This is a genomic window from Marinobacter panjinensis (genome assembly GCF_005298175.1).
GTDB classification, from domain to species: Bacteria; Pseudomonadota; Gammaproteobacteria; order Pseudomonadales; family Oleiphilaceae; genus Marinobacter; species Marinobacter panjinensis.
The window spans coordinates 495743-508283 of record NZ_SZYH01000002.1 but is presented as its reverse complement, the minus strand read 5'-3'; the positions used below and the strand labels follow the sequence as shown (position 1 = coordinate 508283).

At 55.7% G+C, this 12541-nt stretch carries 10 protein-coding genes and 1 pseudogene; 5 read left to right on the top strand and 6 right to left on the bottom strand.

Features of this window, described 5'->3' with window-relative positions; all coding sequences use genetic code 11:
- Positions 1-591: 591 nt before the first annotated feature.
- The 4 genes and pseudogenes from FDP08_RS20535 to FDP08_RS18645 form a co-directional block, all read right to left on the bottom strand.
- Positions 592-738, bottom strand: a complete 147-nt coding sequence (locus FDP08_RS20535; RefSeq protein WP_228263401.1) for a hypothetical protein — start codon at positions 736-738, stop codon at positions 592-594.
- A gap of 64 nt (positions 739-802) precedes the next feature.
- Positions 803-910 (bottom strand): annotated as a pseudogene (locus FDP08_RS20530) (CoA transferase); the annotation flags it as partial.
- Positions 911-1185: 275 nt separating this feature from the next.
- Positions 1186-3819 (bottom strand): penicillin acylase family protein, encoded by a 2634-nt coding sequence (locus tag FDP08_RS18650; protein ID WP_228263389.1) that lies wholly within the window; start codon positions 3817-3819, stop codon positions 1186-1188.
- A 111-nt stretch (positions 3820-3930) separates the two neighbouring features.
- On the bottom strand, positions 3931-5052 hold the full coding sequence (locus tag FDP08_RS18645) for a CaiB/BaiF CoA transferase family protein (RefSeq protein ID WP_137437780.1): 1122 nt from the start codon (positions 5050-5052) through the stop codon (positions 3931-3933).
- A gap of 94 nt (positions 5053-5146) precedes the next feature.
- Between FDP08_RS18645 and FDP08_RS18640 the strand changes: the two genes are divergently transcribed.
- Positions 5147-6166 (top strand): AraC family transcriptional regulator, encoded by a 1020-nt coding sequence (locus FDP08_RS18640; protein ID WP_137437779.1) that lies wholly within the window; start codon positions 5147-5149, stop codon positions 6164-6166.
- Here the strand turns inward: FDP08_RS18640 and FDP08_RS18635 are convergent.
- Both FDP08_RS18635 and FDP08_RS18630 read right to left on the bottom strand, forming a co-directional pair.
- A complete protein-coding gene (locus tag FDP08_RS18635; RefSeq protein ID WP_137437778.1) occupies positions 6151-7020 on the bottom strand; it encodes a hypothetical protein in 870 nt (289 codons plus the stop codon). The two genes, FDP08_RS18640 and FDP08_RS18635, sit on opposite strands and share 16 nt — an antisense overlap.
- Positions 7021-7025: 5 nt before the next feature.
- Positions 7026-8441 (bottom strand): DNA recombination protein RmuC, encoded by a 1416-nt coding sequence (locus FDP08_RS18630; RefSeq protein WP_228263388.1) that lies wholly within the window; start codon positions 8439-8441, stop codon positions 7026-7028.
- A gap of 269 nt (positions 8442-8710) precedes the next feature.
- On the opposite strand from FDP08_RS18630, the gene FDP08_RS18625 reads away from it, so the two are divergent.
- The 4 genes from FDP08_RS18625 (at position 8711) to FDP08_RS18610 (ending at position 12491) form a co-directional block, all read left to right on the top strand.
- The gene (locus FDP08_RS18625) at positions 8711-9076 is read left to right on the top strand and encodes a hypothetical protein (RefSeq protein ID WP_137437777.1); all 366 of its coding nucleotides are present in this window, start codon (positions 8711-8713) and stop codon (positions 9074-9076) included.
- 168 nt (positions 9077-9244) lie between these two features.
- Positions 9245-10027, top strand: coding sequence for an ATP-dependent zinc protease family protein (locus FDP08_RS18620; RefSeq protein WP_228263387.1), 783 nt, complete (start codon positions 9245-9247; stop codon positions 10025-10027).
- A complete protein-coding gene (locus FDP08_RS18615) occupies positions 10024-11541 on the top strand; it encodes an inactive transglutaminase family protein (protein ID WP_137437775.1) in 1518 nt (505 codons plus the stop codon). Before FDP08_RS18620 ends, FDP08_RS18615 begins: the two co-directional genes overlap by 4 nt.
- Entirely contained in the window at positions 11541-12491 is a 951-nt protein-coding gene (locus FDP08_RS18610; RefSeq protein WP_137437774.1) for an alpha-L-glutamate ligase-like protein, read from the top strand. Before FDP08_RS18615 ends, FDP08_RS18610 begins: the two co-directional genes overlap by 1 nt.
- The last annotated feature ends 50 nt before the right edge of the window (positions 12492-12541 follow it).

The window sequence follows — 12541 nt, the reverse complement described above, 5'->3', positions numbered from 1 at the left end:
GTTTACTCGAAGAATTAAACTTAAAGATATTTCTCGTTATTACCTCCAAGCATTTCCCCAACCCGCGACAGCTCGAAAAGTAGCCGTCAATGCCTCACGGATGGTTTACTGTTACTAGCAAATATGTTCCTACTGACCTGTTCCGTTCTGGATTCACCATTTTCAGCCTATGCATTTTAATCGTCCCGGCCTTTCTTTTAGCTTCGGCAATCAGAAAGATCGAAACACCACAAAGAGCTGACGGTGGATCCATTTCTTGTCTATATGCATTATGCTTTGTCATGAATATCTTTATCTGACGACACGTCATTAATTAACATGCCTTGCTACATCCGACTAAAAAACATAAAAACAAGCACACTATGAAACGACCGGCCACCGCCAATACAGGCTGTTCCCCGGCAGAAGCTATTGCACGCGATCAAAAACTTCGCATGCGACGCCTCACTATGTCCTTCGACTCCTACCTGGTCACTTTCAGCATCGTTATGTACTGCTGACTGCAAGGGCTGATTTCTTTTGGCGTCACTGCCGGGTTCCTGTGGATATTGATCCCTTCACGGAGGTGAACGATACCTACGGCCAATTAGTTCAAACGTCGTCGTTATCCGCACCCAACGTGCGGCCGGTATGACCGGTCTCACAGGGTGTTGCGCTGAACTTGATGAGATGGCCGATCTGCCTCTGGGAACCGCCATCCCCTTTGGCCACGTCGATGACCATGTTGCGTGCTTTCATCTGGGGGGTGATCCGTGGCTTCGGTGATCGTCAGCACCGGTTCAACGCAAGCATCCTGACCCGCAAATACGTCTTCCCACTCTGCCAAGGGTTTCTGGGCAAAGGCGGCTTTCAGGGCTTCACGAATGGTTTGCTGATGTTCCGGGTTCTGGCTAGGCGCAAAGCTTTTCATCTCGGGGATATCCAGGCCATCGCACAACCGGGCTGGGCACTATGGCTCGAAACTGCCAACGGAGATCCAGCGGCCGTCGCTGGTCTGTAGTAATCGTGGAAGGTCAAGCCATTAAGCATGGAGCTTTCCGGTTACTGTGCCTGGTCTCCTGCCACCGGCCATTGCATTCATGGCGAAGGCCGCCAGTACCCAAACACAGAAAAGGCCGGCGACCCTCTGGATCGCCGGCCTTTTACCCGAAGATGGCACCGGACTATCTACCCTCCTTCTGCAGACTACTGCGAAATAACCGTCTCGCCCTGGGGTAACAGGTTTGCCTCTATATCCCGCTCCGAAAACAGGATCTGACGGTATTCCTTATTGGAGTACTGGATGCTCTGGTCACTGAAAAAGGGTGACATGGCATCCGTTGACTGGGAGTAGCTGACAAGCCCATAGGCTTCCGGGCCGTTGTTGGTAAACTCCAACCCGAAGTGCCAACTGGTGCCCCGCGCCATTAACCACCCGTTTACGCCCCCGGACCCATCAGACAAACCCGCAGTGTTATCAATCACCTCCGGCGCAATCCGCGGGAAGAGGGTATCCTCGGCAAACTCGTCAGTAGCGACCCCGACTGCGTTGAAAGCACCATCGATACCACCATCACCACCATGCCAGGGAATTGGCTGGGTCTGAAAGACCGGCATTCCGCCAGTTCCAGGTACCACCCCACCGGATGGCCGGTAGTATTGAAGATCACCCAACGCGTCTGTGGGAGCGATACCCTGCGATTGCAGAGCGCCTACGCCACTGGCAAGGGCCTGCAGCATCGTATCGCTGGTTGTACCTGCATTATCCTCGGAAGGATCAGCCGGCGTGCCCACGGGATCTTCCGGACTGAAAGGCGTTGTCAGGTCGGTGCCCAGATCGTTTATGTAGTTGGCCATGAAGACCCGAAAAACGTGAGCGCCAACACTGTCGAGGTTGTATAGCCCATCCCAGTTGCCTAAAGCCTGGCACCAGGGCGACAGATCAAGGCCATTAACGGTTGTGGAGCCAATAGCGTCACACCGCTCCAGCAACTCTGGCAGAAACTGCTCTGCGTACCAGGCGCGATTGTTCCAGATGACGCCAATCAGTTCTTGAGCGCTGAACTTTCCGTCCTGGCCGGCCGGCAGGGGGGCGCTTGGAAAGCCTGGTTCCATCGGGTTCTGAAGCATTTTGATACCCAAGCGGGTACGGGCGTTGATCGGCGCTTCCTCGCCACCGAAAAGCGGGGAAAAACCGGTCAGGAACTCGGAGGGGTTAGTGGACCAGTAACTGCTGTTGGAGTTCTGGACCCAGTCCGAACGCACCAGCTTGGGTTTCTGATCGTACGGAACCAGCGGCCCACATTCGCTTTCGATCCAGTCCTCAGTCGAACTGCTGCCATCCAGCAAGGTGACACCTCCATCAAACAAGGCGGCATAAGCCGGGCTGCCGGCCCTTCGCAAATTCACAAGCGCAATGGCCTCTTCAGACAGATTCGGCACCGAACTGCTGTCTATATAGAAGGCGTTACCCTTATCGTCTGCGTAAGTAGTATTGGTCCAGAGGGTGGTGCCGCAATTCCGGAACGCATTCTGGAATTTTTTGAGATTCTTGGCCCGACTCATGTTCAGCCAGGTATCCAGCAGATCACCAGTGTTGGCGTTTGCGTCCCTGTATGTTATCGCGACGGGACTACCCTGATTCAGAACGCCAGCCCCGCCCCATGCAGGTAGATTGCTGTCCACAGCGTTGGCGGCAATCATAGGACCGTACTCGGAGAAGTAGAAATCCCGTTCGAGAATAACAGGCTCACTCATGCCCATATCCACTTCTACCTGAAGGGTTTCCACACGTACATTCTTTTCCACCCCGTCCTTTACGTATGTCAGGTTATCCCCTGATTTCAACTCAAGCTCATACCAGGTGAAACGACGGCTCGTAGTAACGGTGTGTGACCAGGCAAGATTCTTGTTGAAGCTGATCAGTGGGATGGCAGTGCCAAGAAGGCCTGCCCCATGGACATTCACGTAGCCGGGGACCGTCATCTGGACTTCATACAGCCGCCGGTGGCCCGTGTAAGGGAAATGCGGATTGGCCAAAAGCGCACCTCGCCCCTGTTCCGTCATGGCCTTGCCGATGCCCCAGGCGTTGCTGGCAAGCCCCATATCGCCGAGGTTTTCAATCGAGCGGGCGCCAGCCTGAGCTGTTGCCACCACGCGGTGTCTCAGTTTTTCGATGGCTTCTGAATCCGTCACGGAGGTAGCAACCTCAGGGGCCGGACTCACGCCCGGAGGCACCGCAAGAAAGACAGCACCCGTCGCGAACTGGGCTCCGCTAGCGTATTGCCCAACTAAACGATAGTGCGCCAGCAAATCCACGGGTGTAATCTCGGTAACCCACGGTTGGTCCCGGCATTCAACCGGGAGGTCGCCGGGATCGGTTTCTCTCACGTATCGGTTGTAGCCCTCTGTAAAACCGTAGGTTAACGCCCGGCTTTCGGCGCTGAGCGCCCCATATTCCTGTTCGGCACCACTGTATATGTCCTGAGCCTTATAGCTGAAGTCATTGATGATGTTCAGCCCTACTCCAATCTGGGTGCTGGGCCCCGGACCAAAATACTTGGCGCGTTCACTTCTTGCTTTGACAATGGCTTCGGCCAACAGGCACACATTATCCTGCGCCTGGGCATAGCCATGCCCGTAGGCAGCAGATGCCAGGTTATCCGCAGTGATGTGGGGAACCCCGCCGGTAGTGCGGCGTATGTTGGCCTCAAGCTCTCCGTCTACCGGAAAAAGCTTGGGCTCGAAGCACCCTGTCAGCCCTGTACTTCCGGCCAGCAACAATACAAGACCAAAGGACCGGCCAAAGCCAGCTCGTTCAGACATCTTCCTGATCTTCATAGCGTCATCCTTATACTTTTTACGGCTGTACCATTATCAGTCACATTAATAAATGGTAGCAGAGCCCCCACGTTAGACCAGAAATTCTGAACAGCTTTGGCGCAAGAGGCATTAGAGATAGTCGTCGTTATCTGCACCCAGTTTCTTGCCAATCCAGCCTGCCTCAGGCTTCGTTTTCTCGAATTTGATCGGAAACCCGATCTGTTTTTGCAGGGTGCCGTCACCACGGTCCACCCCGACAACCATATTCCTTGCCTGTAATTGGGGATGTTCGGCCGCCTCGGAAATCGTGAGAACAGGCTCCACGCACGCATCAGCGTTGGCAAACACCGCCTGCCAGTGTGACAGTGACTCCTCTGCGATCCTTTCACTCAGAGCTGCCTTAAGGGTTTTCTGTTGGTCTGGGTTCTGGCTGACAGCAAGGCTCTTCAGTTCAGTCAGCCCGAGAGCTTCGCAAAGACGGCTGGAAAACTGGGGCTCCAGGCTCCCAACAGAAAGCCACCTGCCATCGCTGGTCCGGTAGTAATCGTAAAAAGCACCGCCATTGAGCAAAGAGCTCTCGGGCTTCTGTTCCTGTCCTCCAGCCAGGCAGGCAGCCCCGGCCATGGCATTCAGTGCAAATGCGGCATCGGTCATGCTGATGTCAATGTACTGCCCTTCCCCGGTTTGCTGCCGGTGAATCACCGCCGCCAGGATGCCCATCACCGCGTGGTGGGAGCCGCCCGCCACATCCGCCACTTGGATACCCAATGGTGGCGGCCCGGTCTCCTTGCGGCCACAGTGGCTGGACACACCGGCCAGGGACAGGTAGTTGATGTCGTGTCCGGCACGGTCTTTATACGGGCCGGTCTGGCCATAGCCGGTGATGGCACAGTAGATAAGGTTGGGATTGATAGCTTTCAGGGTGTCGTAACCGATGCCCAGCCTGTCCATCACGCCCGGGCGGAACTGTTCGATTACAACGTCGTAGTCCTTGACCAGGCGCTTGATTACGTCCGCACTGCCCTCTTTCTTCAGGTCCAGCCCCAGAGAACGCTTGCCACGGTTGAGGAAGGTGTGGGCCGTACTAACGCCGTCTTCCAGCGGGGGCATCACGCGGGTCAGGTCCAGGCGGCCCGGGGCTTCCACCCGTAATACATCGGCGCCCATATCCGCCAGCAGCATGGTGGCGTAGGGGCCAGGCAGCAGCGTGCTGAAATCCAGAACTTTGAGTTGGGTAAGTGGGCCTGGCATGTATTACTCCTTTCTTGTTGAACCCGGCGCAATGGTTGCATTGTACCCGGGGGGTTTTATGATGGGCTTCATTCAAATAAGGATAAAGGATGACATGTCGGAACTCACTGTTTCCAGGCACTTCGTAGAGGCCGCTCTGACTGGCGCCGAGAAGGCCGGCCTGGATACTCGCGAGATACTCAAAGAAGCCGGTATTTCACCGGATTTGCTGAAGATCGAAATGGCCAGGGTCAGCAGTACCCAGTACAGCCGGCTGATGCAGGCCACGTGGAACGTGATGGAAGATGAGTTCATGGGGCTGGGCCCGAGGCGCTGCCGTACCGGCACTTTTGCCACCATGTGTGCCCTGGTGATCGACTGCCCCAACCTTGATGCGGTTTATCGCCAGGCGTTCGAGTTCTCCCGGCTTTTCGAGCCCATGGTGGCCATGAGGCTGGAAGTTGATGACAATGCTGCGCGGCTGGTAACGGTGATAGAAGGTGATATAGACGACCCGATGTACTTTTTGCGGGAAAGCATTCTGGTGATCTGGCATCGGCTTGGCAGTTGGCTGATCGGGCAGCCGGTGGAGTTGCTCAAGGCAGAGTTCAGCTACCCCCGACCGCCCCATGGCGACGAGTACCGGCACATCTTTCATTGCCCGCTGTCGTTTGGGGCCAACGAGACCGCGCTGACCTTCGACAAGCGTTTTCTGCAGGCGCCGGTGATTCGCGACAAACCTGAAATGCGCCAGTTCCTGAAAACCTCACCGGCGGATCTGCTGTCGCGCCCGGATGAGAGCAACACCTTCTCTGGCCGCATCCGCGCGCTTATCGGTAGGGATTTTACCCGTTCCCTGCCGGATTTCGAGTGGATTGCCGCCGAGCTCCATACCAGCCCCCAGACCCTGAGGCGGCGGCTGAAGCAGGAAAACACGTCGTTTCAGGAGATCAAGGATCTGCTCAGGCGGGATATGGCGATCTACTACCTGTCACGGCCGGATTTGCCCATCAACGACATCGCATTCCGCGTAGGCTTTACCGAACCTTCCACTTTCCATAGGGCCTTCAAGAAATGGACAGGCGTCACCCCCGGGGCTTACCGCGAGGGCGAACGGGGTCAGCTGCGGGGCTGACCAACGCCCTGCATGGTCTTTATGAGGCGCCCAAGCGTGCGGGCGATTTCTTCTGCCCGTTCGCGATTCTGGCTCAATTTCATCAACCGGGAACCATCCCGCGGGTCGTAGATCCAGCAACTGGCGGTGGCGCTTTCGCAATTCCACTCGATCTGAGGATTAACGCCGAATACACCCAGAGACTCGGTGGATTTCACCACCCGGCCGTTGTCCTCGCGACGGGACTCCTGAATACTGATCTCGTCGTTTTGCCGGTCGACCTTGTAGGAAATGTCCGCCGGCTGATCGAGCCTTACGATGCGCTGGTCTGACCGCCATCCAGCGCCTTCGAGAAGGGTGTTGGCGTGAATAACCAGGGCCTGCGCGTCCGATTCCGCCAGATACAGCTGCTTCAGTTTCGCCAGCGATTCATCGCCCGCCGGCTCGATAATCGCAACGGGTTCATTCTGGCTCTGACTGTTCTTACTGGCCAGGGCGCCCTCTTTCTTGCGGGCTTTCTCAACGCTGGTGATCAGTTTGAGTGCGTCGTTGTAGTGCTCGCCTTCGGCACCAGCCTGGCTGACGTATTTTTCCAATGCCGCTCGCGACTCATTGAAATGGCCGGACTCCATCATCACCCGGCCACGAAAATAGAAATAGTCTGCAGGTTTCTCACCTTCCAGTTGTTGAAGACGGTTCAGGTATTCCCCGGCTTCGCCCCAGTTTTCACCGGTGACAGCCTCTTCGGTGGCCAACATCAAGCGGCGGATTTCGTGTTCTGGTTCCAGCGCGTATGCCTGTCCGGTGGTCATCAGCAGCGATGCCAACACAAGGCCGCAAACTGAACTGCGCCCGATTCGGGTTATCTTCACCATTTTATCTACTCCTGTTCGTTTTCTCGGGCGGCATCTTCTTCGGCATCCACTTCTGCCTGGTCCATAATCGCTTTCGGAAGTTCTTTTTTAACACGAACGCCCAGCTCAACAAAGCGATTGGCCTGGGAGATCAGATTCCCCCGGCCACGGGTCAGGGTGTTCATCGCCGAGTCATAGGTGCCCTGGGCAGTGTGCAACTGGCTGCCGAGCTTTTCCATGGCCTCCACAAATATCCGAAGCTTGTCGTAAACCGCGCTGGCCCGGTCTGCGATGCGCCGCGCGTTCTGGCTCTGGCGTTCGTATCGCCAGATGTTCTCGATGGTGCGCAATGTGGCTAATAAGGTGGTTGGTGTAACCACAATAATCTTTCGCTCAAATGCTTCTGCGAATAGGTTCTCGTCCTGCTGAAAAGCGGCCACAAAGGCCGGCTCTATGGGCATGAACAGGAACACGAAGTCCGGCGAGTGCAAGCCGTGAAGCTGGCTGTAGTCCTTCTCGCTCAATGTGCGAATGTGGTTGCGCACGGCTTCAACGTGCTGCTTCAGCGCTTCGTCCCTGGCGGCTTCATCTTCCTCGGTTGCCCATTGCTGATAGGCCAGCAGGGATACCTTGGAGTCCACCACCAGGTTGCGCTGGTCCGGCAGATGAACGATCACATCCGGCCGTAACAGCTGGTTGTCGCTGTCGCGGTAACTGCCCTGGGTTTCGTACTCGATGCCCTTGCGCAAACCGGAGCGTTCCAGCACCCGCTCAAGAATCAGTTCGCCCCAGTTGCCCTGGATTTTCTTGTCGCCCTTGAGCGCCTTTGTGAGATTGGAGGCCTCTTCGGTGATCTGGCGATTCAGCTCCTGTAGAGACTTGATCTCGCTTCTCAGGGCCTGGCGATCACGGGTTTCGCTGGTGTAGACATCTTCGACCCGCTTGCGGAAATCCTGCAGTTGATCCCGGAACGGGTTCAGCAGGGTATCGATGCTGGTGCGGGTCTGCTGGCTGAAACGTTCGCTTTTCTGTTCGAAGATTCGATTGGCAAGGTTCTCGAACTCCTGTTTCAGGGAATCACGATTGCGCTCCAGCAGCTCCAGTTTTTCCGTGGTTGCACGGCGCTCCTTAGCCAGCGTGACTTCCTGCTCTCTCAGGGCAACCTTTGCATCACTGAGATCCCTGGAAAGCTCATCGGCACGCTGTTGTTGCGATGCTCTTTCAGCTTCCAGCTGTTCAATGCGCGACAACCGTGACCGGCTTTCAGACTCCAGCCCGGCAACCTGGTTATCCAGTAAGGCGGCGCGTTGGCGCCAGCTTTCGGTAGCGCGGTTCCCCTTTACGACAAGGAATGCCAACAGACACAGAACCAGGGCCAGCACTGCCGCAAATACCATGATTTCCGGCTGGTCTTCCATAACAGCTACAACGGCCTCAGGCACCCTGATCTCCTTGACTGGTTACTCGACAATGACAATGCAGCAACAGTTTACCGTATTAGCGGAACCTTTTGACGCGTCACCCCGTCGGATACTTGTTGTTACACATTCGGTCATCGACTGCTTGGCAAAAATTTCAACCTGATGCATCCGCCTCTGGACTCGGTGCGTAATATCATCTAAAACGGAGGACAGATGTTGTCTGCCGTCAAAGTGGATAGGTTACATCCGGCGCCGCGGTCTCAGGGCAGTATAAAGGACAGGAATTCATCATGCTTAAAGAGCTCTGGAGAAAACTGGGATCTGAATTGTCCCCTGCCGGTTGGCCGGAACTGCACGATAACTGCAGGTCGCAAAGCAATCGTGGCGAGTTCCGTATACTGCCTCACATGACCCACACCGGGGAGTTTCATCTGGAGCGACTGACCAGCATCCTGAAGGGACGTTATGGCAAGAGCTTTCAGAACCGCGGCAATGAGTCCATTCGCGACCTGATCCATTTTGCCTCCCGCATTCAGGATCAGGATGTTCAAAGAGAGCTACTGCTCTTTTACCTCAACTGTTCCCCCATTGTTCAGGAATACCTCCGTTCAGATGAAGTGCTCGCCGAAAGCCACTTCCTGTCCCGGACATCCTGAAACAGATAATTCCGCCGTTAATGATCTGTAAACCATCACAACTGTCATGTTGTTGTATACTTCCGTCCTGTGAATAAGATAGCTTGCCCTTAAGGGCAACGACTTCCATTGCGGCATTCCGGAATTCGAGAATTCAAGCCGCGGGTTCAGAGGTTTCGGATGTTTTTTATGCGTTCAGATTATGGAAAGCGGGCGGCGGCCGTGGTTTTTCTTATTTTTGTTTCCGGTTGTACCGCGAATCGCTACCTTATGGTGGAAAAGGAAGACCTCGACGCCCTGAACTCATCGGTGGTCAACCAGAGCGAGCACCTGATCACCCTTGAGGACCGCACCAGCGAGCGCTTTCAGGCATTGACCCGCCTTAACGAGGAATCCACCCAGAACATTCTTCAAGCGATCACAGAGCAGGTGGAAAAGCCTGCCTGTCCCCCGGCACCCAAAGTCCCCGCATGCGAAGTGAATAAAAGCGATGATGGCCGCGCTGACAGGCTCAAGGGCAAAGTGATCGTTGGCGAAGTGGAAAAATTCTACCTGGCCGGCCCCGGCCTGATTTACGATGCCCGCATCGACAGCGGCGCCGAAACCTCGTCAATGGATGCCAGGAACATAACCCGTTTTGAACGGGACGGTAATAACTGGGTTCGGTTCGACGTGCCAGTGCCGGACACCGATGATTTTGTCACTATTGAGCGGGAGATTTCCCGCCGTGTCAGAATCATACAGTCCAGTACAGACGAGTCAGAAAGACGCGTGGTGGTGGAATTACAATTCATGATTGGTAATCATCGGCAACAGGCTGAGTTCACCCTGACCAACCGGGAACACCTGTCCCATTCTGTGCTGGTCGGGCGCAATATTCTGAGAGACGTGATGCTGATTGATGTCGGCAAGGAATTCGCCACTGAACTGCCGGAATCCGTGCCCGCAGAAGCCAATGGGGATGAATCTTGACTTCCCGCTCCCGTTTGCCCTTTTATTTTGCCATTCTCCTGCTCATTGCGGCAGGTATTTCGATCGCTGTCTGGCGCCATGTGGAGCTGGGCATTCCCTGGTTTACCGGCGAGCAAAAACCGGTGTGGATGGTAGAAGCGAGAATTGATTTTACAGGTACCGGTGATCCGGTGCTTGCGAGTATGAATATCCCGGATCAACCCCCCGGCTTTCGTATTATTTCCGAACAGGCTGCCTCACCGGGCTATGGCTTTTCCATTGTGGAAGATTCCGGTGAACGCCGGGCAGAGTGGTCCAAGCGCGACATCAACGGGCCTCAGACTCTGTATTTCAAGGTACAATTGGTACCGGACGAACGAGTTCGAACGGGCAACCCCAGGCGGCGGCCCAAACCGGAAGCGGTCTTCTGGGAAGAGCCCCAGGCAACCGCTGTGGAAGAGCTGCTTCAACAGGCTGCTGCCCGCTCCAGCACACCGGAGAGTATGACCCGGGAACTGATCAAGCTGCTCCAGCCGGACAGCAGTGCACAGAATACAACCTTGCTGGTTTCCAACGACAACTACATTGACCTGCTTAACCGGATGCTCAACCACGCCGGCATTCCCGCACGCATTGCTGACGGGCTTGCCCTCGAAGACGCACGGCGCAGGCAACAACTTCGCCCGTTCCTGCAGATCTACGACGGCAGCAGCTGGCTGACCTTCGATCCCCGCACCGCCGAGCAGGGGCTGCCGGAAAACGTACTGCTGTGGCGACAGGCTGCGACCTCCCTGCTTGACCTGGTGGGCGGGGATGACTCAGAAGTGAGTTTTTCCATGCTGCGGCAAACGGTACCGGCATTGCAGCTGGCCCAGTCCCAGTCTGCCGAGAATGGCCTGGGCTTCCTCAGCCTGTACCAACTCCCGATTGAAGAGCAGGGTATGTTCAGGATGCTTCTGCTGCTCCCGCTGGGGGCCCTTGTTGTTGCCTTCATGCGCATTGTGGTGGGCATAAAGACCTCCGGCACCTTCATGCCGATCCTGATCGCCGTCGCATTCGTGCAGACGACGCTGATCCCCGGGCTAATTGCTTTTTTATCTGTGGTGGCCATCGGCCTGCTGATGCGCGGCTATCTCTCCAGCCTGAACCTGCTGCTGGTGTCCCGAATATCAGCACTCATTATTCTGGTGATTTTCATCACCGCCGGACTCAGTATTGTCGGCTACCAGATGGGCTTTAATACCGGCATGACAGTGACCTTCTTTCCCATGGTGATTATTGCCTGGACCATCGAGCGCATGTCCATACTCTGGGAGGAAGAAGGCGGCCGCGAGGTCTTTGTGCAGGGTGCAGGCAGCCTGTTTGTGGCGGTGTGCGCTTTCCTGTTGATGAGTGCTCCCCTGGCAGAACATCTGACGTTTAATTTCCCGGAATTGCACCTTGTGGTGCTGGGGCTGATCCTGCTGATGGGACAATACACAGGTTACAAGTTGTCTGAGCTCCGTCGATTTCACCCCATGAAGGCCTACGACTGATGGGCTGGATTTCGCCCTTCAAGCTCAATCAGCTGGGAATGCTGAACATGAACCGGCGCAATGTGGACTACATTTCCCGGTACAACAGCCGCATGTCCTATCCGCTGGTGGATAACAAGCTTAAAACCAAGCTGGTGGTGGCCGAGTATGATGTCCGCACACCCAGGCTGCTTCAGGTTGTACGCCAGCAGCACGAAATTTCCCGTTTCCGACAAATGGCGGAAGATCTCGAGGGGTTCGCCATAAAGCCCGCCAAGGGTTCCGGTGGCAAGGGCATTACCGTAATAACCGGGCGCGATGGCGACGAATACGTCAAAGCCTCCGGTGCCCGGGTATCGGTGGCCTACCTCGAGCGGCACCTCTCCAACATTCTTGCGGGCCTCTATTCACTGGCCGGGACGCCGGACGTTGCAATCGTTGAAAATCTGGTGGAATCCATTCCGGAACTGGCCAGATACTCTTTCCAGGGCGTACCGGATATCCGTATTGTGATATTTCAGGGTTATCCGGTAATGGCGATGCTAAGGCTGGCCACCACGGCCTCTGATGGCAAGGCCAACCTGCATCAGGGGGCTGTCGGGGTTGGGCTGAACATTGCCAATGGCCGCAGCCTGAATGCGGTGCAATTCAACCGTCCTATCACTTTACACCCGGATACGGGCCTGGCACTGGACAACATCGCCATCGATGGCTGGCAGGAAATGCTGGTAATGGCCTCAAGGTGCTATGAAGCAACCGGACTGGGCTATATGGGGGTTGATCTGGTGGTTGATGTGAACGAAGGCCCACTGCTACTTGAGTTGAATGCCCGCCCTGGACTGGCTATCCAGATGGCCAATGGCCGTGGTCTTCTGCCACGCCTCAGGCAGATTGAAGCCCTGCGCAAGCCTCACTTCACACCGGAAGACCGGGCTGCCTTCGCCATGGAAACCTTCACCGCGAAAATCTGAACCGCGAAATTCAGGCATAAAAAAACCGGGGTGATTCACCCCGGTTTTTT